This is a genomic window from Cupriavidus sp. a3, assembly GCF_051015765.1.
Classification (GTDB): domain Bacteria; phylum Pseudomonadota; class Gammaproteobacteria; order Burkholderiales; family Burkholderiaceae; genus Cupriavidus; species Cupriavidus oxalaticus_A.
The window spans coordinates 756,137-777,595 of the sequence record NZ_CP170643.1 but is presented as its reverse complement, the minus strand read 5'-3'; the positions used below and the strand labels follow the sequence as shown (position 1 = coordinate 777,595).

The 21,459-nt window shown below is 65.3% G+C and carries 21 protein-coding genes; 6 read left to right on the top strand and 15 right to left on the bottom strand.

Annotated elements, in window-relative coordinates; genetic code table 11:
* Position 1 precedes the first annotated feature (1 nt).
* The 5 genes from hutC to ACAD63_RS03665 all read right to left on the bottom strand — a co-directional run bounded on the left by hutC (position 2) and on the right by ACAD63_RS03665 (position 4,742).
* Positions 2-760, bottom strand: a complete 759-nt coding sequence (hutC, locus tag ACAD63_RS03685) for a histidine utilization repressor (protein ID WP_029046008.1) — start codon at positions 758-760, stop codon at positions 2-4.
* Between the two features lie 6 nt (positions 761-766).
* Positions 767-1,546 (bottom strand): ABC transporter ATP-binding protein, encoded by a 780-nt coding sequence (locus ACAD63_RS03680; protein ID WP_133092203.1) that lies wholly within the window; start codon positions 1,544-1,546, stop codon positions 767-769.
* On the bottom strand, positions 1,543-2,403 hold the full coding sequence (locus ACAD63_RS03675; protein WP_133092204.1) for an ABC transporter permease: 861 nt from the start codon (positions 2,401-2,403) through the stop codon (positions 1,543-1,545). The genes ACAD63_RS03680 and ACAD63_RS03675 overlap by 4 nt, the downstream gene beginning before the upstream one ends.
* A 30-nt stretch (positions 2,404-2,433) precedes the next feature.
* On the bottom strand, positions 2,434-3,369 hold the full coding sequence (locus ACAD63_RS03670) for an ABC transporter substrate-binding protein (protein ID WP_371702380.1): 936 nt from the start codon (positions 3,367-3,369) through the stop codon (positions 2,434-2,436).
* A gap of 368 nt (positions 3,370-3,737) precedes the next feature.
* Positions 3,738-4,742: an NAD-dependent epimerase/dehydratase family protein gene (locus tag ACAD63_RS03665; protein ID WP_195431912.1), complete on the bottom strand. Its 1,005-nt coding sequence runs from the start codon at positions 4,740-4,742 to the stop codon at positions 3,738-3,740.
* 9 nt (positions 4,743-4,751) lie between these two features.
* On the opposite strand from ACAD63_RS03665, the gene ACAD63_RS03660 reads away from it, so the two are divergent.
* The gene (locus tag ACAD63_RS03660) at positions 4,752-5,819 is read left to right on the top strand and encodes a CDP-6-deoxy-delta-3,4-glucoseen reductase (protein ID WP_135705864.1); all 1,068 of its coding nucleotides are present in this window, start codon (positions 4,752-4,754) and stop codon (positions 5,817-5,819) included.
* A gap of 293 nt (positions 5,820-6,112) precedes the next feature.
* Positions 6,113-7,300 (top strand): acetylornithine transaminase, encoded by a 1,188-nt coding sequence (locus ACAD63_RS03655; protein ID WP_133092207.1) that lies wholly within the window; start codon positions 6,113-6,115, stop codon positions 7,298-7,300.
* A 276-nt stretch (positions 7,301-7,576) separates the two neighbouring features.
* Here the strand turns inward: ACAD63_RS03655 and ACAD63_RS03650 are convergent, their stop codons facing one another.
* From ACAD63_RS03650 to ACAD63_RS03620, 7 genes are all read right to left on the bottom strand, one after another.
* Entirely contained in the window at positions 7,577-8,293 is a 717-nt protein-coding gene (locus ACAD63_RS03650) for an ABC transporter ATP-binding protein (protein WP_195431914.1), read from the bottom strand.
* 32 nt (positions 8,294-8,325) lie between these two features.
* Positions 8,326-9,102 carry an ABC transporter ATP-binding protein gene (locus tag ACAD63_RS03645; RefSeq protein ID WP_133092209.1) on the bottom strand — a complete coding sequence of 259 codons (777 nt, stop codon included), beginning with the start codon at positions 9,100-9,102 and terminating at the stop codon, positions 8,326-8,328.
* Positions 9,103-9,115: 13 nt separating this feature from the next.
* Positions 9,116-10,273: an ABC transporter permease subunit gene (locus ACAD63_RS03640; protein ID WP_133092210.1), complete on the bottom strand. Its 1,158-nt coding sequence runs from the start codon at positions 10,271-10,273 to the stop codon at positions 9,116-9,118.
* A 13-nt stretch (positions 10,274-10,286) separates the two neighbouring features.
* Complete coding sequence (locus ACAD63_RS03635) at positions 10,287-11,222, bottom strand: branched-chain amino acid ABC transporter permease (protein WP_135705865.1); 936 nt, start codon at positions 11,220-11,222, stop codon at positions 10,287-10,289.
* Between the two features lie 216 nt (positions 11,223-11,438).
* Positions 11,439-12,641, bottom strand: a complete 1,203-nt coding sequence (locus ACAD63_RS03630; RefSeq protein ID WP_133092212.1) for a branched-chain amino acid ABC transporter substrate-binding protein — start codon at positions 12,639-12,641, stop codon at positions 11,439-11,441.
* A 586-nt stretch (positions 12,642-13,227) separates the two neighbouring features.
* Positions 13,228-14,193, bottom strand: coding sequence for a 4-hydroxy-3-methylbut-2-enyl diphosphate reductase (gene ispH / locus ACAD63_RS03625; protein WP_133092213.1), 966 nt, complete (start codon positions 14,191-14,193; stop codon positions 13,228-13,230).
* Positions 14,194-14,230: 37 nt separating this feature from the next.
* Positions 14,231-14,719 carry an FKBP-type peptidyl-prolyl cis-trans isomerase gene (locus tag ACAD63_RS03620; protein ID WP_133092214.1) on the bottom strand — a complete coding sequence of 163 codons (489 nt, stop codon included), beginning with the start codon at positions 14,717-14,719 and terminating at the stop codon, positions 14,231-14,233.
* 119 nt (positions 14,720-14,838) lie between these two features.
* Between ACAD63_RS03620 and radC the strand changes: the two genes are divergently transcribed.
* The 4 genes from radC (at position 14,839) to nadB (ending at position 17,991) form a co-directional block, all read left to right on the top strand.
* Positions 14,839-15,525, top strand: a complete 687-nt coding sequence (gene radC / locus ACAD63_RS03615) for a RadC family protein (RefSeq protein WP_133092215.1) — start codon at positions 14,839-14,841, stop codon at positions 15,523-15,525.
* 189 nt (positions 15,526-15,714) lie between these two features.
* Positions 15,715-15,948, top strand: a complete 234-nt coding sequence (gene rpmB / locus ACAD63_RS03610; protein WP_006575661.1) for a 50S ribosomal protein L28 — start codon at positions 15,715-15,717, stop codon at positions 15,946-15,948.
* Positions 15,949-15,961: 13 nt separating this feature from the next.
* The gene (rpmG, locus tag ACAD63_RS03605; protein WP_010814980.1) at positions 15,962-16,132 is read left to right on the top strand and encodes a 50S ribosomal protein L33; all 171 of its coding nucleotides are present in this window, start codon (positions 15,962-15,964) and stop codon (positions 16,130-16,132) included.
* A 266-nt stretch (positions 16,133-16,398) separates the two neighbouring features.
* The gene (gene nadB / locus ACAD63_RS03600; protein ID WP_135705867.1) at positions 16,399-17,991 is read left to right on the top strand and encodes an L-aspartate oxidase; all 1,593 of its coding nucleotides are present in this window, start codon (positions 16,399-16,401) and stop codon (positions 17,989-17,991) included.
* Between the two features lie 74 nt (positions 17,992-18,065).
* Here nadB and nadC read toward each other — a convergent pair whose 3' ends face one another.
* The 3 genes from nadC to ACAD63_RS03585 form a co-directional block, all read right to left on the bottom strand.
* Positions 18,066-18,929, bottom strand: a complete 864-nt coding sequence (gene nadC, locus ACAD63_RS03595; protein WP_133092217.1) for a carboxylating nicotinate-nucleotide diphosphorylase — start codon at positions 18,927-18,929, stop codon at positions 18,066-18,068.
* A complete protein-coding gene (nadA, locus tag ACAD63_RS03590) occupies positions 18,926-20,080 on the bottom strand; it encodes a quinolinate synthase NadA (RefSeq protein WP_195431918.1) in 1,155 nt (384 codons plus the stop codon). The genes nadC and nadA overlap by 4 nt, the downstream gene beginning before the upstream one ends.
* Positions 20,081-20,206: 126 nt before the next feature.
* Positions 20,207-21,397 (bottom strand): DesA family fatty acid desaturase, encoded by a 1,191-nt coding sequence (locus ACAD63_RS03585; protein WP_133092219.1) that lies wholly within the window; start codon positions 21,395-21,397, stop codon positions 20,207-20,209.
* Positions 21,398-21,459: the final 62 nt, after the last annotated feature.

Sequence of the window (21,459 nt, the reverse complement as noted above, 5' to 3'; positions counted from 1 at the left end):
ATCAGCCGAAAGCGGGATTGCCGTCGGCGCGGAATCGGCTGCCGAGGCGGTAACGGTTGCCCGGGTGCAGGCAACGAACGAATGTCACTGGCACGCCATTGGTCCAGGTGCGGCGGGTCAGCATCAGGCAAGGTTGCGTTGGCGGCATTTCCAGTTGCGCGGCCTGCTCCGGCGTGGCGGCAATGGCATCGACCACGTGCTCTACCTGATCGTAGGGCACGTGGCGCAACAGGTATTCGCCGGGCTGGGTCGCGCTGAAGTCCTGGCCGATGAAGTCCGGCGCCACGCGCGGGTTCACGTAGCGGTCTTCCAGCTGCACCGGCACGCCATCTTCGCGATGCACGCAGACCGAATGGAACACGGACTCTCCGGTGTGCAGCTCCAGCGCGGCCGCCACCTCGATCGACGCCGACACCCGCTCGACCAGGATCACGTCGCAGGCATAGTCATGCCCGCGCATGCGGATCTCGTCCTGCAGGTTGACCACCGACAGCAGCGTGGACTGCGGCTTGTGTTCGGCGACGAAGGTGCCGACGCCGGCGACGCGCACCACCCGCCCCTGCTCCGACAGCTCGCGCAGGGCCCGGTTGACGGTCATGCGCGAGACGCCGAAGCGGTTCACCAGTTCCTGCTCCGACGGCACCCGGTCGCCCGGCTGCCACGCGCCACTCTGGATCTGGCGGGCGATGTACTCCTTCACCTGCTGGTAGAGCGCGGTGGGAGAGGAAGCTGGGGTGGCGGAGCCGACGGCGTGGTTCATGGCGTTTCAGTGCTCGGCCGCGGCAATGGCCTCGGCGCGGATTTCCTCGGTCAGCCGCGCCTTGAGCGCGGAAAACTCCGGAGAGGTCTTGATCGTGTAATGGCGCGGATGCGGAAAATCGACCGCGATATCGCTCTTGATCCGGCCCGGCCTGGCGGAAAACACCGCCACCCGGTTGGCCATGAAAATGGCCTCGTCGATATCATGGGTCACGAATAATACCGTCTTGCGCGACGCTTCCCATATGCCGAGCAATAACTCCTGCATCAGCACGCGGGTCTGGTTGTCGAGCGCGCCGAACGGTTCGTCGAGCAGCAGGATCTTGGGATCGTTGGCCAGCGCCCGCGCGATCGCGGTGCGCTGCTGCATGCCCCCCGACAGCTGCTTCGGGTAATGGTGCTCGAATCCGCGCAGCCCCACGCGCTGGATAAAGAAGTCGCTGCGCTCCTTCTGCTCCGCCGCGCTCATGCCGCGCTCGCGCAGGCCGAAGCGCACGTTCTGCTCGATCGTCAGCCACGGGAACAGCGTGTACGACTGGAACACCATGCCGCGGTCGGCGCCCGGGTCGGAGACCGGCTGGCCGTCGAGCAGCACGCGGCCGGTGGAAGGCGTGTCCAGCCCGGCCACGATGCGCAGCAGCGTGGACTTGCCGCAGCCCGACGGGCCCAGGATGGTGACGAAGTCGTTATCGCGCACTTCGAAATCGACCGGCTGCAGCGCCAGCGTCTTCCCGCCGCGCGGGTTGGAGAAGGTACGCGAGACCTGCTGGATGGACAGTGCGCTCATTGGATCGAACTCCACGGGAACAGGCGCTGGTTGGCGCGCTTGAAGACAAGGTCGGAGACCAGGCCGATGCAGCCGATCACGATGATGCCGAAGATGATCTGCCCGGTATTGAGCAGCGCCTGGCTGTCGGTGATCATGTGCCCGATGCCCGACGACGAGCCGATCAGCTCGGCCACGATCACGTAGGTCCAGGCCCAGCCCAGCACCAGCCGCAGGATCTCGGCGATTTCCGGCGCGGCGCCCGGGATCAGCACGCGGCGCACGATGCCGGCGCTGTTGGCGCCGAGCGTGTAGGCGGCCTCGACCAGGTCCTTGCGCGCGCCGCCGACCGCCACCGCCACCATCAGCACGATCTGGAAGAACGAGCCGATAAAGATCACCAGCAGCTTCTGGGTCTCGCCGATGCCGGCCCACAGGATCAGCAGCGGGATGAAGGCCGACGCCGGCAGGTAGCGGCAGAACGAAACAAAGGGCTCGAAGAACGCCTCGGCCGCCTTGTACGCGCCCATGAAGATGCCCAGCGGCACCGCCAGCACCGCCGCCAGCACGAAGCCGCCTACAACGCGCCACACCGTCATGCCGATGTCGCCGATGAAGTTGTGCTCGGTGAACAGGATCAGACCCTCTTTGGCCATCGTCAGCGGATCGGCCAGGAACGTGCGCGGCACGAAGCCGCCCAGCGTCACCACGGCCCACACGCCGAAGAACAGCACGAAGAAAGACAGGCCCAGCATCCAGCGGGTATTGGGCTGCACCGGCACCAGCGGTGCCAGCCAGGGATGGCGCCGGCGCGCCGGTGCCGCCGGGGGGGCGGACACCGCTGCGGGCGCGTGGGAACCGATTCGGGCTTGCGTCATGACGTTCACGCCTCCTTGCGACTGCTCTGCTTACTTGAGGAAACGCGCGTCATACAACGCCGTCACGTCGGGCACCTGGCGGATCACGCCGATTTCCATCAGCACGCCCGCCGCTTCCTTGCTGAAGCTGGCGAGTTCGCCGGAGAAGAACTTCTTGTTGGCCTCGCGATCCTGCCAGCGCAGGTAGGCGGCCGACTTGGCGAACTGCTCGCCGGTCTGCTTGACTGCGGCACCCATGATTTCGTTAGCCTTCGCCGGCTCCTTCTGGATCATCTCGAGCGCCTCGAAGTAGCTGTCGACCAGCGCCTGCGCCGCCTTGGGGTTCTCCTTGAGCCACTTGGGCGCGCAGCCCAGCGTGTCGGTCACCATCGGGTAATCCAGCGTGGTCGCCAGGATCTTGCCCTTGTCCGGGTTCTGGCGGACGGTGGACAGGTAGGGCTCGTAGGTCATGGCGCCGTCGTTCTGGCCGGCCACGAACGCCTGCGCCGCCGCCTGCGGCGACAGCGTCGTGGTCTTGACGTCCTTCAGCGACATGCCGTTCTTCTTCAGCATCCAGGCCAGGCCGAAGTACGGCGCGGTGCCCGGCGCATCGACGCCAATGGTCTTGCCCTTCAGGTCGGCAAAGGTCTTGACGTCGCCGCGCACGGCCAGGCCGTCGGCGCCGTAGGACTTGTCGAGCTGCACGATCTGGGTGATCGGTACGCCGTTGGCGTTCCAGGCCACATGGGTCTCGACCGTGGTCGCCGCGCACTGGATCGCACCGGCGGCCAGCGCCAGGTGGCGGTCCTTCTGCGGGATCATCTTGATGTCGACCTCGACACCGTTCTTCTTGAAGATGCCTGCCTTGTCGGCCAGCGTCAGCGGCGCGAAGCCGGTCCAGCCGCTCATGCCGAGCGTGACCTTGGTGGTCTGCGCGTGGCCGGCGCCTGCCATGGTGACTGCCGCGGCAAACAGCGCGGCCTGCATTGCCTTGCGGCCACGAATCCTGCCTTGAATCCTGCCCTGCATGCGGCTTTCCATCCTCATCGAAACGCTCCTTTGGTGTGTCCGTCGACGGCAGGCCATGCTTGTGGCGCGCTCGTTTTCGGGCATTAAACAATGCCTGTATATACAAGTCAATGTAGGGCTTCCCCCGAGGGGTTAGACGTCACATCACCGCGGAAATCGGCTGGACGGCGCGGAGGCATCAACCACCACAACGGTGCTGCGGCTTGCCGTAGGTGCGGAAAGCACCACGTTGGCACGCCAGAAGTGTTGCTGTATAGACAGGATTGAAGTGACGCCAGGATGAGCAAACCCCGTGCCAGGGGCACGGGGCGCGACCGCGGGCGCGCTCAGGCGTCGAAGAAGGAAGCGACCGTGGGAAAGCGCAGCCGCAGCCGCAACTCGCGCTTCAGGCGGCGGTTGTCGAGCCGGCGCGACTCGCTCATGAAGCTCAGCAGCGTCGGCTCAATCACTTCACGCGCCTGGCCGCGCGTAATACGCGGGGGCCGCGGCAGGCCGCGCCGATCGGCAACGAGGTCGAAGTAGTCGGCCATACGCAGCTCGGTATCGTCGCTGGCATGGACCACCCGCTGCGGCCGGCCGCGGACCAGCGCGGCAACCATGATGCGAGCCAGGTCGTCGGCATGGATATGGCTGGTGTAGACGTCGTCCTGCGGCACCAGCGCGGGCGTGCCCCGCTTGAGCCGGGCCACCGGCAGCCGCTCGGCGGCATAGATGCCCGGGATGCGCACGATGCTGGTGCGCCAGCCGGCATCGCGGCCAAAGGCGCGCACCGCCCCCTCGGCGGCCACGCGGCGGCGCGCGCGCGCCGTCTGCGGCCGCACGGCATGAAATTCCGACACCCGCGCGCCCTGCCGGTCGCCGTAGACGCCCGAGGTGCTGGCGTAGACAAAGGCACGGCGGCGAAGGCCCCGGTCGGGTAGAATGGCGGGCTCGCCGCCAGGCGTGCCGCCCTGCCGCCAGGCCTTGCGGCGCAAGGCGGCGAGCAAGGCACGCGTACGCGGATCGCCCTCGCCCTGACCGGGCGGCGGCGCCAGGTCCAGCACCTGCGTGGCCAGCCCGCGCAGCCGCGCCAGCGTCACCGGCCGGTCCAGGTCCGCCACCAGCGGCACCGCACCGGCGGCGCGCAGTTCGGCGCGGCGCGCCGGCTGCGACGTGACGGCAAACACGCGCATGCGCGACGACAGGATTCGCAGGCAGCGCGTCCCCACATCCCCGCACCCGACGATCAACAGGCGCGGACGACCCAGCCGGCGGCTGGGGACCGGCAAAACTGGTAAAGCCGGCAGGAGCGGGAGGCGCGAGGGCTGCAGCATCGACTGAATTTGGCTCATAGACCGATTATGGCTTATCAAGTAACCGTCATGCCCAGTGGCCACAAGTTCGAAGTGGCCGCGGACGAAACCATCCTCGGCGCGGCCCTGCGCCACAGCATCGGCCTGCCCTACGGCTGCAAGAACGGCGCCTGCGGCTCGTGCAAGGGCCGCGTGCTGGAAGGCACCATCGTGCAGGGCGACCACGCCCCGGCCGCGCTGACCGCGCAGGAAAAGACCGAGGGCCGCGCGCTGTTCTGCTGCGCCAACGCGTCGTCCGACATTACCATCGAATGCCGCGAAGTCCACGGCGCCGGCGACATCCCGATCAAGAAGGTGCCGTGCCGCGTGACCTCGCTGGAGCGGCTGGCCGATGACGTGATCGCCATCAAGCTGCAGCTGCCCGCGACCGAGCGCATGCAGTACCTGGCCGGCCAGTACGTGGAATTTCTGCTGCGCGACGGCAAGCGCCGCAGCTATTCGATCGCCACGCCGCCGCACGAGGACGGTCCGATCGAACTGCATATCCGCCATATGCCGGGCGGCGCCTTCACCGACTATGTCTTCGGCGCCAAGGAAGGTGCCCCGGCGATGAAGGAACGCGACATCCTGCGCTTCGAAGGCCCGCTGGGCAGCTTCTTCCTGCGCGAGGAATCGACCGCCCCGATCATCCTGCTGGCTTCCGGCACCGGCTTCGCCCCGATCAAGGCCATCGTCGAGCATGCCGCCTACACCGGCATCACGCGCCCGATGACGCTGTACTGGGGCGGCCGCCGGCCCAAGGACCTGTACATGCACGCGCTGGCCGAGCAATGGGCGCGCGACCTGCCCAACTTCAGGTACGTGCCGGTGGTATCCGACGCGCTGCCCGAAGACAATTGGCAGGGCCGCACGGGCTTCGTCCACCAGGCGGTGATCGCCGACCATCCCGACATGTCGGGCCACGAGGTCTACGCCTGCGGCGCGCCGGTGATGATCAACGCCGCGCGCGGCGACTTCACCCGCCAGTGCAAGCTGCACGAAGACGCGTTCTTCGCCGACTCGTTCACCTCCGAGGCCGACATGCACCCGGCCACGCCGGCAGCACCCGCTGCCTGACCCGCCCGGGCCGGCACGCCGTTCCGCCAGCGCAACAATGCCCGGGTCCGCCAAAATTGGTTTTGACACCCGGGCCCATGCGCCTTATATTTGCCCGCATGCATACGACCTTCAACCGACGCCGCAGCTTCCGTACGTCGCTCCCCGCTGGGGTGCCGCGCGGCTGACCGTCGACTGCGTCTGTTCAGGTCAACGAGCCACGGGCAACCCCCGTGGCTTTTTGTTTTTCCGCGCTTTTCCGCTTTTTTCCTGCTTGTCCGTCCATCGTTTAAAGCCGACCCCTGGAGTCCGCCATGGCATTTGCTGAGTTTCCCGTCCAATCCCTGATGTACATCACCAACCGGCCCGAGCTCGTCTTCACCGAAGGCAAGGGCTCCTGGCTGACGGACCACAACGGCAAGCGATATCTGGACTTTGTGCAGGGCTGGGCTGTCAACTGCCTGGGCCACTCCAACCAGGGCATGATCGACGCGCTGGTCGAGCAGTCGAAGAAGATCATCAACCCGAGCCCGGCCTTCTACAACGAGCCGATGCTGCGCCTGGCCAAACAGCTGACCGATAACAGCTGCTTCGACAAAGTCTTCTTCGCCAACAGCGGCGCCGAAGCCAACGAAGGTGCGATCAAGCTGGCGCGCAAATGGGGCCGCAAGCACAAGAACGGCGCCTACGAGATCATCACCATGGACCACAGCTTCCATGGCCGCACGCTCGCCACCATGAGCGCGTCGGGCAAGGCCGGCTGGGACACCATCTTCGCGCCGCAGGTGCCGGGCTTCCCCAAGGCCGAGCTGAACGACCTGGCCTCGGTCGAGAAGCTGATCACCGACAAGACCGTCGGCATCATGCTGGAACCGGTGCAGGGCGAAGGCGGCGTGATCCCCGCCACGCGCGAGTTCATGCAGGGCCTGCGCGCACTGGCCGACAAGCACAGGCTGCTGTTCATCGTCGATGAAGTGCAGGCCGGCTGCGGCCGCTGCGGCACGCTGTTCGCGTACGAGCTGTCGGGCGTCGAGCCGGACATCATGACGCTGGGCAAGGGCATCGGCGGCGGCGTGCCGCTGTCTGCGCTGCTGTGCAAGGCCGAAGTCGCCAGCTTCGAGGCCGGCGACCAGGGCGGCACCTACAACGGCAACCCGCTGATGACCGCGGTGGGCAGCGCAGTGATCGAGCAGCTGACCGCGCCGGGTTTCCTGGATGACGTCAAGGCCAAGGGCGAATACCTGAAGGAGCAGCTGCTGGCGCTGTCGGCCGAGTTCGGCCTGGGCGGCGAGCGTGGCGAAGGCCTGCTGCGCGCCCTGCTGCTGGACAAGGACATCGGCCCGCAACTGGTGGAAGAAGCCCGCGACATGGATCCGCAAGGCCTGCTGCTGAACGCGCCGCGCGCCAACCTGCTGCGCTTCATGCCGGCGCTGAACGTCACGCGCGAAGAGATCGACCAGATGATCGGCATGCTGCGCACGCTGCTGAAGAAGCTGGCCTGACAAAAAAGCCTCGCGTAAGCGAGGCGTGAGGGCTGCTGCAAACCTTGCACACTGGCAGGTTTGCTCCCCTCTCCCGCTTGCGGGAGAGGGGCCGGGGGTGAGGGCAGGAGCGTCAAAAGCTGATGCTCGCGGGTTTAGAACCGTTGGCTTCGCTCGGCGTGGTGCCTTGCTAGCCCGCCCCTCACCCCAACCCTCTCCCCATGAGGGGGAACACCTTGTTTAGGCCAGTTCGAGCGGCTTGGGAGCACCCAAAACCACTCGACCTTGCCGACGCCTTTACTCGCCCAGGTAGGCGGCCCGCACCTTGGGATCGTCCAGCATCTGCTTGGCGTCACCGCTCATGGTGATCAGCCCGGACTCCATCACGTAGCCGCGGTGCGCTGCCTGCAGCGCCAGGCGCGCGTTCTGCTCGACCAGCAGCACGGTCACGCCCTGCGCCGAGATATCGCGCACGACCTCGAAGATCTTGTCGACCATGATCGGCGACAAGCCCATCGACGGCTCGTCCAGCAGCAGCACCTTGGGCTGGCTCATCAGCGCGCGCGCCATCGCCAGCATCTGCTGCTCACCGCCGGACATGGTGCCCGCCAACTGGTTGGCGCGTTCCTTCAGGCGCGGGAAGATGCCGAACATGCGGTCGACGTCGGCCTTGATGCCGGCCTCGTCGTTGCGCGTGTAGGCGCCCATCTGCAGGTTCTCGGTGATGGTCATGCGCGCGAACACGCCGCGGCCTTCCGGCACCATCGCCAGCCCCTGCTTGAGCAGCGTGTAGCTGGGCACGCCCTTGATCGACTTGCCCATGTACTCCACGTCGCCGCCGGCCCAGCCCTGCAGGCCGGTGATGGCCTTCATGGTGGTGGTCTTGCCGGCGCCGTTGGCGCCGATCAGCGTGACCAGTTCGCCGTCCTGGATTTCCAGGTCGATGCCCTTGACGGCCTGGATGCCGCCGTACGCGACCTTCAGGCCGGAGATCTTCAGTACTGTCTGTTTCATTGCTGGCTGTGTCATTGCTTTCCCTCCCGCCATCAGTGCGCCGAGGTGCCGAGGTATGCCTCGATCACCGCGGGGTTGTTCTGCACCTCGTGCGGCAGGCCCTGGGCAATCACCTTGCCATAGTCCAGCACGGTCAGGCGGTTGCACAGGCCCATCACCAGCTTCACGTCGTGCTCGATCAGCAGGATGGTCTTGCCGTCGTTCTTGATCTTGTCGAGCAGGCCACGCAGCTCTACCTTCTCGGTCGCGTTCATGCCCGCGGCCGGCTCGTCCAGCGCCAGCAGCTTGGGCTCGGTCGCCAGCGCGCGGGCGATCTCCAGCCGGCGCTGGTGGCCGTACGACAGGTTGCGCGCGGTGAAGTTGGCGTACTTGCCGATGCCAACGTAGTCGAGCAGGTCATGCGCCATGTCCTCGATGCCCTCTTCCTCGCGGCGCACCGAAGGCGGCCGGAAGATCGCACCGAACAGCCCGGCCTTGGAGCGCACGTGCCGCCCCACCATCACGTTTTCCAGCGCGGTCATCTCGCCGAACAGGCGGATGTTCTGGAACGTGCGCGCGATGCCGGCCTTGGCCACCTCATGCACGGCGGTCGGCTGGTAGGGCTTGCCGCCCAGCACGAACTCGCCCGAATCCGGCGTGTACAGCCCGGTAATCACGTTGAAGAAGGTGGTCTTGCCGGCGCCGTTGGGGCCGATCAGGCCATAGATCTCGCCCGGCTTGATCTGCAGGCCCACCTCGGACAGTGCCTGCAGGCCGCCGAATCGCTTGTTGACCCCCTGTACCGACAGGAGGAAATCGTTGTTGCTCATGTTGTCCTCCTGGTCAGAAACGGCCCACGCTGCCCGCACGGCGCACCACCGGGCGGTCTTCCTTGCGCGGCGACGGCCAGATGCCTGCCGGGCGGTACAGCATGACGCCAACCAGGGCCAGGCCGAACAGCAGCTGGCGCAGGACTTCGGCATCCACAATCACATGGCCGAACAAGCCGGTCTGCATCGGCTCCGCCACCACGCGCAGCAGCTCCTGGAAGCCCACCAGCAGGACGCCGCCCAGGATCACGCCCGGGATATGGCCCATGCCGCCGAGCACCACGATGGCCAGCACGTAGATCGATTCCCACAGCGTGAACGATTCCGGCGACACGAAGCCCTGGAACGCGCCGAACACCGCGCCAGAGGCGCCGCCGAACGACGCGCCCATGGCAAAGGCCAGCAGCTTGATATTGCGGGTGTTGATGCCCATTGCCTTGGCGGCGATCTCGTCCTCGCGGATAGCGACGAAGGCCCGGCCGATGCGCGAGGTCTGCAAACGCAGGCACACGAACACGATCACGATGACCAGGAACACCAGCAGGTAGTAGTACATGAACACCGGCGTGAACTTCAGCCCGAAGATCTCGTGCGACTTGGAGAAGTCGAAGCCGAAGATATGGACCGGGTCCACCGCGGTGATGCCCTTGGGCCCGTTGGTGATGTTCACCGGACGGTCCAGGTTGTTCATGAAGATGCGGATGATTTCGCCGAAGCCCAGCGTCACGATGGCGAGGTAGTCGCCGCGCAGTTTCAGCGTCGGCGCCCCCAGCAGCACGCCGAACGTGGCGGCCACCAGGATCGCGATCGGCAACACGAACCACATCGACAAATGGATGCCGGTAGGGAACAGCTGGTGGATCCACTCGAACTGGTTCGCCAGGTGCGGCGAGCCGAGCAAAGCCATCAGGTAGGCGCCGACCGCGTAGAACGCGATATAGCCCAGGTCAAGCAGGCCGGCAAAGCCCACCACGATGTTCAGGCCCAGCGCCAGCATGATGTACAGCAGCGCAAAGTCCAGCACGCGGACCCAGTAGTTGCCGCCCAGGGTCTGGACGATGAACGGTGCGCACAGCGCGACCACCAGGAAGCCGATCAGCGCGGCCAGGGTCTTGGCCGGCACCTTCGTCGGAGCCGCGACGGCGGCCGTGGATGGAATCGGGGTATTCATGGATTCGCTCTCCTCAGGCGCGGTCCGCCACGCGTTCGCCCATGATGCCGGACGGACGGAAGACGAGCACAGTGATCAGTACGATGAAGGCGAAGACGTCCTGGTAGTTCGAGCCGAACACACCACCGGTCAGGTCGCCGATATAGCCGGCACCCAGCGCCTCGATCAGGCCCAGCAGCATGCCGCCGACCATCGCGCCGGCAAGGTTGCCGATGCCGCCCAGCACCGCGGCGGTGAACGCCTTCAGGCCCGGGATGAAGCCCATGTAGAAGTGGGCGTTGCCGTAGTTGGTGGCCATCATCACGCCGGCCAGCGCCGCCAGCGTGGCGCCGATCATGAAGGTGGCGGAGATGACAAAATTGGGGTTCACGCCCATCAGGCCGGCCACCTTCTGGTTCTCGGCGGTGGCGCGCATGGCGCGGCCGAGCTTGGTGCGGTTCACCAGTGCCAGCAGGCCCGACATCACCATCACGGCCAGGCCGATGATGACCATTTCCTTTCCGGTGATGGTGGCGCCGGTTCCACCGATATCAATCGGCTCCGACGGCAGCAGTTGCGGGAAGGTCAGCGGGTTGCGCGACCAGATCAGCATGCCCATCGTCTGCAGGATGATGGACACGCCGATCGCGGTAATCAGCGGGGCCAGCCGTGGCGCATTGCGCAAGGGCCGGTAAGCGATTCGCTCGATCGAGTAAGACAGTATTGCGCAGACCGGCATCGCGACCAGGGTCGCAATGACCAGCGTCAGCCATTCGGGCAAGCCGGGGGCGAACTTCTGCAGGCCAAGAATCGCTGACAGGGCGGTCAGCGCGCCGATCATCAGGACATCGCCGTGGGCGAAGTTGATGATCCCCAGAATGCCGTAGACCATGGTGTAGCCCAGTGCGATCAGCGCATAGATGCTGCCGAGCACCAGACCGTTCACGATCTGCTGGATAAGGATATCCATGAAAACTCCTGCTTCAGTCCCTTACCTGACGGCATGGTGTGGATGCCGGGGGAGGGACATTGATGTGGTGATGGGTAAGGTTGCCGAGGTTGCGTTGCTGGTAAGCGGCCCGCCATGCTCCATCCAGGGTAAGGATGCTTCTACATTAGGCGAGGCTAAAAAGAACGGCACCGCAAAATACTCACGGTGCCGTTCGGATGGGCCGGTAAGCCCTGATTACATCTTCACGACATCAAGGACGGACTTCTTCTTGTCCTTGTACTCGTACAGCGTGATGGTGCCTTCCTTCATGTCGCCCTTCTCGTCGAAGGCGATGTTGCCGATCACGCCCTTGTAGTTGGTCTTGGGCATTTCGGCCAGGATGGCAGCCGGTTCGGTCGAGTTGGCGCGCTTCATGGCGTCGACGATGACCATCACCGCGTCATAGGTGAACGGCGCGTAGATCTGCACCGGCGCGTTGAAGCGTGCCTGGTAGCGCTTGGAGAAGTCCGCGCCCTGCTCCATCTTCGACAGGGCCAGGCCGGCCTCGGAGCAGATGATGTTGGTCACGGCATCGCCGGCCAGCTCGGCCACCTTGTCGGTACAGACGCCGTCGCCGCCGACGATCTTGGCGCCGATGCCCAGTTCCTTGGCTTGCTTGGCGAACGGGCCGCCGGTGGCGTCCATGCCGCCGTACATGATCACGTCAGGCTTCTTGCCCTTGATCTTGGTGAGAATGGCCTTGAAGTCGGTAGCCTTGTCGTTGGTGGCCTCGCGTGCCACCACGTTCACGCCGGCCGCCTTGGCGGTCTTCTCGAACTCGTCGGCCAGGCCCTTGCCGTAGGCGGTGGCGTCGTCGACGATCGCCACGCTCTTGGCATGGAGGGTCTTGCTGGCATAGTTGGCCAGTGCCGGGCCCTGCTGTGCGTCGGTGGCCACCACGCGATAGGTGGTCTTGAAGCCCTGCTTGGTGTAGTCCGGGTTGGTGGACGACGGCGAGATCTGCACGATGCCGGCATCGCTATAGATCTTGGAGGCCGGGATCGACGTGCCCGAGTTCAGGTGGCCGACCACGGCCACGACCTTGGCGTCGACCAGCTTCTGTGCCACCGAGGTGCCAGTCTTCGGATCGGCGGCATCGTCTTCGCCGACCAGTTCCAGCTTGATCTTCTTGCCACCGACCTCGAGGCCGGCCTTGTTGACTTCTTCCACGGCCAGGCGGGCGCCGTTTTCGTTGTCCTTGCCAAGGTGCGCGATACCGCCGGTCAGCGGGGCCGCGTGGCCGATCTTGACGACGGTCTCGCCACCGCCCGCGGCAGGGGCTGCTGCGGCCGGCGCCGAAGAGGCCGCATCCGCCGGCTTCTCTTCCTTCTTGCCGCAAGCTGCTACCAGCGCCACTGCGGCCGCGATCGGCAGAATCTTGGCAAACGTGATTTGCATGAGTGATCTCCTAGGATTCACAAAAACAGGGATTTGCAACGCCTCCCGGACGTTTCCCTGGACCGCCTTTGTTTAGTTTCAATTTGAAACGCGCGCATTGTATCCCCTTTCTTTGCAGATGCAATACGCGACGCAACAAGTCGACCGATTTACCCTGCAAATGAGCTAGGGAATTTCCCCAATGCACAAATTGGGGCAATTCCCGCTCACATGGCGGGGCCGTCCCACATACTTACAAGAATCGTGCCTGCACCGCCTGGCGGGCGGCATTAGGCGCGGGCTGCGCCACTATAATAGGCCTTAATTAATTAGGCATTTCATTTCAAATGCGGCGCACCAATCTCTAATGTGCAGAATGTAGCGCCGCACCATAATAGGGAAAACCCCAGTTACGGGGATTACCCCTATTTGTCTGTTCGCCAAACACGCGGGTTATACATGCACCGATCGCATTGCACCGATAATGTGCATTGCGCGTCATAAGCCCATGAATCGCGACCGCGCAGGCAAGCGCAAAAAAAAAAGCGCCGCATTGCGCGGCGCTTTTGTCATCGGCGTATCGAGATGCGGGCCGGCCCGCTGCCGTTCAGGCGGCGACGCTGGCCGGCATCAAGCCGCGCGGCAGCGGGAACGCCATGTTTTCCTCGATGCCCTCCAGTGCCCGCACCTGGCGCGCACCGAGCGCGCGCAGGCGATCGACGATCGACTGCGCCAGCGCCTCGGGCGCCGAGGCCCCGGCGGTCAGGCCGATGCGGCGCTTGCCGGCGATCCATTCCGGGCGCACCTGCTCCGGCGCATCGACCATATAGGCCGGCACGCCCAGGCGCTGCGCCAGTTCGCGCAGGCGGTTGGAGTTGGAGCTGTTGGGGCTGCCGACCACGATCACCACCTCGACCTGCGGCGCCATGAACTTGACCGCGTCCTGGCGGTTCTGCGTGGCATAGCAGATATCCTGCTTCTTCGGCTCTCGGATCTGCGGATAGCGCGCCTTCAGCGCGGCGACGATCTCGCGGGTCTCGTCCACCGACAGCGTGGTCTGGGTCACGAAGGCAAGCCGCGCCGGGTCCGCGATCTGCAGCCTGGCGACGTCGTCGGCCGTCTCGACCAGCACCATGCCGCTGTTGGCCTGGCCCATGGTGCCTTCGACCTCCGGGTGGCCGCGATGGCCGATCATTACGATCTCGCAGCCTTCCGCGCGCATCTTGCTGACTTCGACATGCACCTTGGTCACCAGCGGGCAGGTTGCGTCGAACACGTGCAGGCCGCGCTTGGCGGCGTCCTCGCGCACTTCGCGCGACACGCCGTGCGCACTGAAGATGACGGTGGCGCCGGCGGGCACCTCGTCCAGCTCGCGCACGAACACCGCGCCCTTGCTGCGCAGGTCCGCCACCACGTAGGCGTTGTGCACGATTTCATGGCGCACGTAGATCGGCGCGCCGAAGCGCGCGAGCGCGCGCTCGACGATCTCGATGGCACGATCCACGCCTGCGCAGAAGCCGCGCGGCTGGGCCATCAGGATCTCGGCGTCGGGTGCGGTGGTCAGGTCAGGCATGCTGCGTATCTGGACAGGAGTCGGCACGTTGGCGCAATCAGAGGATGCCGATCAGCTGCACGTCGAACAGGATGGTCTGCCCGGCCAGCGGATGGTTGAAGTCGAACAGCGCCGCGGTCTCGCCGATTTCCTTCAGCACGCCCGCGTACTTGCCGCCGCCGGGCGCGTTGAACTCGACCAGGTCGCCCGGGCTGTAGTCTTCCTCGAACGAGCTGTTCTCGCGCAGCGTGGCCAGCGACACCCACTGCAGCAGTTCGGGATTGCGCGGCCCGAACGCGTGCTCCGGAGCGAGACGGTAAGTCATGCGCTCGCCTTCCGGCATGCCCAGCAGCGCCTGCTCCAGCGTGGGCGCGAGCTGGCCCTGGCCGAGCAGCAGCGTGGCGGGCTTGTCGTCGAAGGTGCTGACGACCTCGGTGCCGTTCTCTAGCGAGATGCTGTAGTGCAGGGTCAGGAAAGAGTCGGCCAGGACAGTCTTGCGGCCAGCCGTGCCGCCGTCGGCTTCCGACGCGAAAGTTTGCAAATTCATGGGTGATCAACCGAGGAACAACCCGTATTGTATTCGACTGGCCCATCGCTCGCCGTGCCGAAGCGTATACCCCTTCTACCCTTCCAGTCTCCGGCCGGCGGTCCAAACCCTGAACGCCCATGACCATAGCCAATTGGCCCGCCTGCGAGCGGCCGCGCGAAAAACTGCTGGAATGCGGCGCCGCCGCCCTGTCAGACGCCGAACTGCTGGCGGTGTTCCTGCGCATCGGCGCGGCTGGCAAAAGTGCCGTCGACCTCGCCCGCGAGCTGTTGCACCGCTTCGGCTCGCTGACCGCCCTGTTCGCGTCCGAACCCGGCGCGCTGGCTGGCATCAAGGGCATGGGCGTTGCCAAATACGCACAGCTGCAGGCCATCCCCGAACTGGCGCGCCGCGCGCTGGCCGAATCCCTAAGGCTGCCGACCGGCTTCGACTCGCGCGCGGCGGTGCACAACTACCTGCGCCTGACGCTGGCATCGCTGCCGCACGAAGTCTTCCTGTGCCTGTTCCTCGATCCGCGCAACCGCATGATTGCCTGCGAAGAACTGTTCCGGGGCACCCTGACGCGCACTGCGGTGTATCCGCGCGAGGTCGCGCGCCAGGCGCTGGTGCATAATGCGGCGGGCGTGATCGTGGCGCACAACCATCCTTCCGGCACCACCGCGCCCAGCCAGAGCGACGTGCACCTGACTCGCGAGCTGGCAAGGACGCTCGAACTCATCGACGTGCATCTGCTCGACCATTTCATCGTGGCCGGCCAGGAAATCCGTTCGCTGGCTGACGGTTGCGAATGCCTGCCGGGACTGTGACGCCTGCGGCACAGTGCTGGACGAGACACAACACATGCTGCCGTCATCGTACGGCAGGCATTGATTCGCCGGAGGATTCCGGTCTATAATTTACGTTTCACTGAAGTCCCAACCGCTGCAGTCCGGGCCCGCGCGCCTTTTGTTGATCTGTTGCGAACATTGTCCACGAATAAGATTTAGGAGTGCTTCATGGCACGCGTCTGTCAAGTGACCGGGAAAGCGCCGATGGTCGGCAACAACGTTTCCCACGCAAACAACAAGACCAAGCGCCGTTTTCTGCCCAACCTGCAGAATCGTCGTTTCTTCGTTGAATCCGAAAACCGCTGGGTGAGCCTGCGCGTCTCGAACGCCGGCCTGCGCCTGATCGACAAGAAAGGCATCGACTCCGTGCTCGCAGACCTGCGCGCACGCGGCGAAGTCTAATTAGGAGCACATCATGGCAAGCAAGGGCGGCCGCGACAAGATCAAGCTGGAATCGACCGCAGGCACGGGTCACTTCTACACCACGACCAAGAACAAGCGCACCATGCCGGAGAAGATGGAGATCATGAAGTTCGATCCCGTCGCTCGCAAGCACGTCGCTTACAAGGAAACCAAGATCAAGTAATTGATCCGGTATCCCGACAAGAAGCCCCGCCCGGTTGCGGGGCTTTTTGTTGCCCACTCGTTCTGCTTACGGCGCTCCACGCGCGACGTTGGCGCCCGCAGAAGGCAGGAAGCGCGCCGTTCGGCACACCGCGGCCGGTGCCGCGCCCTTCCGGCGCGATCACCGCCCAATCCCGCCCGGTGCACTGGTGCACGGTATGGCGCGCACGGTGTAGACTTTGCCGTTTCCCCCATCCGCCTGGCGCCCTGCGGCGCTCTCTCCGCACCATGAATTTCGATGTCGCCATCGTCGGCAGCGGTCTGGCCGGCCTTACGGTCGCGCTGCAACTGGCCGACACCCACCGGGTTGTCATTCTCAGCAAGCGCGCCATGACACAGGGCGCCAGCGACTGGGCACAAGGCGGCATCGCCGCCGTGCTGGATTCCGGCGACAGCCATGACGAGCACACGCAGGACACGCTCGTTGCCGGCGCAGGACTGTGCGACGAAGAGGCAACCCGCTTTATCGTGGAGCACGGGCGCGAGGCGATCCAGTGGCTGATCGACCGCGGCGTGCCATTCACGCGCGACGAGCAGGCCGAACTGGGCTTCCACCTGACCCGCGAAGGCGGCCACAGCCGCCGGCGCATCATCCATGCGGCCGATGCCACCGGACACGCGGTGGTCAGCACGCTGCTGCAGCAGGCCACGCAGCATCCGAACATCACCATCCTGGAAGACCATTTCGCGATCGACCTGATCACGTCACGCAAGCTGGGACTCCCGGGCAACCGGTGCTATGGCCTTTACGTGCTCGACGACAATACCGGCGCGGTACACACCCTCACCGCCACGCATACGGTGCTGGCCGCGGGCGGCGCGGGCAAGGTCTACCTGTACACCACCAACCCCGACACCGCCACCGGCGATGGCATCGCCATGGCGTGGCGCGCGGGCTGCCGGGTGTCGAACATGGAATTCATCCAGTTCCACCCGACCTGCCTGTACCACCCCTATGCCAAGTCGTTCCTGATTTCCGAGGCGGTGCGCGGCGAAGGCGGGCTGCTCAAGCTGCCCGACGGCACCCGCTTCATGCCCGAGCACGATGAGCGTGCCGAGCTGGCGCCGCGCGACGTGGTCGCGCGCGCCATTGACTTCGAGATGAAGAAGCGCGGCCTGGACTGCGTCTACCTGGACATCAGCCACCAGCCCGAAGCCTTCCTGAAGGAACACTTCCCGACGATCTACGCGCGCTGCCTGGAACTGGGCATCGACATCACGCGCGAGCCGATCCCGGTGGTGCCGGCCGCGCACTACACCTGCGGCGGCGTTGTCACCGATACCGCGGGCCGCACCGATATCGGCAACCTGTATGCAGTGGGCGAGTCTGCCTGCACCGGCCTGCACGGCGCCAACCGGCTGGCCTCCAACTCGCTGCTCGAATGCATGGTGATCGGCCGCGCCGCGGCGGAAGACATCGCCTCGAAGGACAAGGCCGGCGCACCCAATATCACGCTGCCGGCGTGGGACGAAAGCCGCGTGTCCGATGCCGACGAGGAAGTCGTGGTGTCCCACAACTGGGATGAACTGCGCCGCATGATGTGGAACTACGTCGGCATCGTGCGCACCAGCAAGCGGCTGGAACGCGCGCAGCACCGCATCGGCCTGCTGCGCGAGGAAATCGCCGAGTACTACGCGAATTTCCGCGTCACGCGCGACCTGCTGGAGCTGCGCAACCTGGTGGAGGTGGCCTCGCTGATCGTTGACAGCGCGTACTCGCGGCATGAAAGCCGCGGACTGCATTTCAGCCGGGACTATCCGGATTCGCTGCCGAAGGCCCTGCCTACGGTGATGCAACCGCCCGCCGTGCGCAAGCGCTGAGCGCCGCGCAGCAATAAAAAACGGGGTGCGAGCCTGATGGCTCCACCCCGTTTTGGCTTCGGGCTGGCGATGCGTCAGCCGATGATACGCAGCGAGTAATCCGTCGCGCGCACGTCCTTGGTCAATGCGCCCACCGAGATCCGGTCCACGCCGGTCTCGGCGAAAGTGCGGATGGTCTCGGCATTGACGCCGCCCGACACCTCAAGTAGCGCCCTGCCCTGGTTGATCTTCACCGCGTCCTGCATCATCGGCACGGTGAAGTTATCGATCAGCACCGACTTCGCGCCTGCTGCCAGGGCTTCTTCCAGCTCCGCCAGCGACTCGACCTCGACCTGCACCGACGCATCGGTATCGAGCGCCAGCGCCGCCTGCAGCGCGGCGGTGATGCTGCCTGCCGCGGCGATATGGTTTTCCTTGATCAGGATGCCGTCGTACAGCGCCAGCCGCTGGTTCTCGCCACCGCCGATGCGGACCGCGTACTTCTGCGCCAGGCGCAGGCCCGGCAGCGTCTTGCGGGTATCCAGCACGCGCGCGCGGGTGCCGGCGATCAGGTCGGCATAGCGGCGCGTCACGGTGGCCACGCCGGACAGCAGTTGCAGGAAGTTCAGCGACGGGCGTTCGGCAGTCAGCAGCGAGCGCGCCGGGCCGGTGATCTCGCACACCACGGAATCCGCCGCCATCCGCGCGCCCTCTTCCTGCAGCCAGCGCACTTCCAGCGCCGGGTCGACCGCGCGCATGCAGGCATCGAACCACGGCTGTCCGCACAGCACCGCCGCTTCGCGCACGATCACGCGCGCGTGCGCGGGCTTGCCAGCGGGCACCAGCAGGCCGGTCAGGTCGCCGCTGCCGACATCCTCGGCGATGGCGGCCTGCACATTGGCTTGCAGCGCTGCGTGCAGCGCTGCGCCGTAGCTGTCGAAAATCGGATTCACGCTCATGCCGGGCCGATCCCCTGGAACAGCGCCTGTTCCTTCGCCAGGTCGGACGACGGACGCACATTGCGCTTCTGCGCCGCGGCGAAGTCGAGCATGCGGTTGATGCAGGTCACCGCCTTGACGCCGATGGCCGGGTCGACGTGGATCTCGTTGCGCCCGGTCTCCAGCACCTCGGCCAGGTTGGTCAGCGCATTCATCGCCATCCACGGGCAGTGCGCGCAGCTTTTGCAGGTCGCGCTGTTGCCGGCCGTCGGCGCCTCGATGAAGTGCTTGCCAGGCGCGGCCATGCGCATCTTGTGCAGGATGCCGTTGTCGGTGGCAACGATAAACTCGGTCGCGTCCAGCTTCTGCGCCGCTTCGATCAGCTGCGAGGTGGAGCCGACCACATCGGCCTGCGCCACCACGTTTTCGGGCGATTCCGGGTGCACCAGGATCTTGGCGTTGGGGAATTCGCGGCGCAGCAGGTCCAGCTCGATGCCCTTGAACTCGTCGTGCACCAGGCACGAGCCCTGCCACAGCAGCATGTCGGCGCCGGTCTGCTTCTGGATATAGCTGCCCAGGTGCTTGTCGGGTGCCCACAGGATCTTCTTGCCCTGCGCGTGCAGGTGCTCGACGATCTTCAGCCCGATGCTCGACGTGACCATCCAGTCCGCGCGCGCCTTCACCGCCGCGCTGGTATTGGCGTACACCACCACGGTGCGGTCTGGGTGCGCATCGCAGAAGGCGGCGAATTCGTCGGCCGGGCAACCCAGGTCGAGCGAGCAGGTCGCATCCAGGTCCGGCATCAGCACGGTCTTCTCGGGGCTGAGGATCTTGGCGGTCTCGCCCATGAAGCGCACGCCGGCCACCACCAGGGTCTTGGCTTCGTGGTCGCGGCCGAAGCGGGCCATTTCGAGGGAGTCGGAGACGCAGCCGCCGGTTTCTTCGGCGAGGTCCTGCAGGTCGGCGTCGACGTAGTAGTGCGCCACCAGCACCGCATTACGTTCCTTCAGCAAGCGGCGGATACGCGCCTTCAGCGACTGCCGCTCATCGGGCGACAGCACCGGCGGCACCTTGGCCCAGGCATGGGCCACGCAGCTGCCGCCAGTGGCGTTTTCGGCATCCGCCAGGTTCGGCTTCTCGAACTCGACGGTCTTGATCGATTGTGGGGTCATCTCCGGGTACTCCTCTAGACCTCCGCCAACAGGGTGCGGCCGGCCAGAACATGGGGGAGTTTATCTAAAACAAAAGCCCCGCCATGGGCGGGGCTTTGTCAAACCATACGGCGCGGCCGAATTGTATCAGGCGTAGCGGCGCAGGCGCAGCGAGAAATCGTGCAACGCCTGGATGCCGCTGGCCTCGGCACGGTGGCACCAGGCCTGCAGCTGCTGCAGCAGCTGCTCGCGCGTCAGGTTGGAACGGCCCCAGATGGCGGCCAGTTCACGGCGCATTTCGACGAAGGTCTGCAGCGCCTTGTTCTGCTCGACGATGCTCGCCAGCTGCTCGCGCTGCTGTGCGGCCAGCTTGGTTTCCTCGCGGTGGAACCACTTGCTGGCGGGCTTGAAGCTGCGGTACTCGGCCACGCCGCCTTCCTTGAGCTTGTCCAGTTCCTGGCGGAACGCACCCTTGACGGCCTTGGCGTAGCGCGCCATCACGTCATAGCGGTTGGCGATGATGGCTTCCAGCGTGTTGTGATCGACCGGACGGGCTTCCACCAGGCGCGCCTTGGGCGGGGTCTTCTTGACCTTGGCCAGGCCGACCGCCTGCATCGCGCGGATATAGCCCCAGCCCACGTCGAACTCATACCACTTGATCGAAAACTTGGCCGAGGTCGGGTAGGTGTGGTGGTTGTTGTGCAGTTCCTCACCGCCAATGATCAGGCCCCACGGCGACACATTGGTTGACGCGTCTTCGCAATCGTAATTGCGGTAGCCCCACCAGTGGCCCAGGCCATTGATGATGCCGGCGGCATGGATCGGGATCCACAGCATCTGCACTGCCCACACCGACATGCCGATCACGCCGAACAGCGCCAGGTCGATGATCAGCATCAGGCCAACGCCCTGCCAGGTGAAGCGCGAGTACAGGTTGCGCTCGATCCAGTCATTCGGGCAGCCATGGCTGAACTTGGCGATGGTTTCCTTGTTCTTGGCCTCGGCGCGATAGAGTTCAGCCCCTTCCAGCAGCACCTTGCGGATGCCGCGGGTCTGCGGGCTGTGCGGATCGTCCTCGGTCTCGCACTTGGCGTGGTGCTTGCGATGGATCGCGGTCCACTCCCTGGTGACCATGCCGGTGGTCAGCCACAGCCAGAAGCGGAAGAAATGCTGGGCGATCGGGTGCAGGTCCAGCGACCGGTGCGCCATGCAGCGGTGCAGGAAGATGGTGACGCCAGCGATGGTGATATGCGTCATCACCAGGGTGTAGATGACGATCTCCCACCAGGCCCAATTGGCAAGGCCGTTGGCGGCCCAGTCAAGAATAGTGTCGAACAAACTGTTCTCCGTCGGTTAAACAGGACTTTCCCGTGCAGGCCGGCTGGCCGGTGCACACAACG

Bases quoted from the DNA above. Each gene is read 5' to 3' on its own strand.
- ACAD63_RS03635 (WP_135705865.1), bottom strand. From the start codon at position 11,222: ATGGATATCCTTATCCAGCAGATCGTGAACGGTCTGGTGCTCGGCAGC.
- ispH (WP_133092213.1), bottom strand. From the start codon at position 14,193: ATGCCTGACCTGACCACCGCACCCGACGCCGAGATCCTGATGGCCCAG.
- ACAD63_RS03670 (WP_371702380.1), bottom strand. From the start codon at position 3,369: ATGCAGGCCGCGCTGTTTGCCGCGGCAGTCACCATGGCAGGCGCCGGC.
- nadC (WP_133092217.1), bottom strand. From the start codon at position 18,929: ATGAGCGTGAATCCGATTTTCGACAGCTACGGCGCAGCGCTGCACGCA.
- ACAD63_RS03655 (WP_133092207.1), top strand. From the start codon at position 6,113: ATGGCATTTGCTGAGTTTCCCGTCCAATCCCTGATGTACATCACCAAC.
- rpmG (WP_010814980.1), top strand. From the start codon at position 15,962: ATGGCAAGCAAGGGCGGCCGCGACAAGATCAAGCTGGAATCGACCGCA.
- ACAD63_RS03645 (WP_133092209.1), bottom strand. From the start codon at position 9,102: ATGAGCAACAACGATTTCCTCCTGTCGGTACAGGGGGTCAACAAGCGA.
- ACAD63_RS03680 (WP_133092203.1), bottom strand. From the start codon at position 1,546: ATGAGCGCACTGTCCATCCAGCAGGTCTCGCGTACCTTCTCCAACCCG.
- ACAD63_RS03675 (WP_133092204.1), bottom strand. From the start codon at position 2,403: ATGACGCAAGCCCGAATCGGTTCCCACGCGCCCGCAGCGGTGTCCGCC.
- radC (WP_133092215.1), top strand. From the start codon at position 14,839: ATGACCATAGCCAATTGGCCCGCCTGCGAGCGGCCGCGCGAAAAACTG.
- ACAD63_RS03650 (WP_195431914.1), bottom strand. From the start codon at position 8,293: ATGAAACAGACAGTACTGAAGATCTCCGGCCTGAAGGTCGCGTACGGC.
- rpmB (WP_006575661.1), top strand. From the start codon at position 15,715: ATGGCACGCGTCTGTCAAGTGACCGGGAAAGCGCCGATGGTCGGCAAC.
- nadA (WP_195431918.1), bottom strand. From the start codon at position 20,080: ATGACCCCACAATCGATCAAGACCGTCGAGTTCGAGAAGCCGAACCTG.
- ACAD63_RS03660 (WP_135705864.1), top strand. From the start codon at position 4,752: ATGGCTTATCAAGTAACCGTCATGCCCAGTGGCCACAAGTTCGAAGTG.
- ACAD63_RS03620 (WP_133092214.1), bottom strand. From the start codon at position 14,719: ATGAATTTGCAAACTTTCGCGTCGGAAGCCGACGGCGGCACGGCTGGC.
- ACAD63_RS03640 (WP_133092210.1), bottom strand. From the start codon at position 10,273: ATGAATACCCCGATTCCATCCACGGCCGCCGTCGCGGCTCCGACGAAG.
- hutC (WP_029046008.1), bottom strand. From the start codon at position 760: ATGAACCACGCCGTCGGCTCCGCCACCCCAGCTTCCTCTCCCACCGCG.
- ACAD63_RS03630 (WP_133092212.1), bottom strand. From the start codon at position 12,641: ATGCAAATCACGTTTGCCAAGATTCTGCCGATCGCGGCCGCAGTGGCG.
- ACAD63_RS03665 (WP_195431912.1), bottom strand. From the start codon at position 4,742: ATGAGCCAAATTCAGTCGATGCTGCAGCCCTCGCGCCTCCCGCTCCTG.
- nadB (WP_135705867.1), top strand. From the start codon at position 16,399: ATGAATTTCGATGTCGCCATCGTCGGCAGCGGTCTGGCCGGCCTTACG.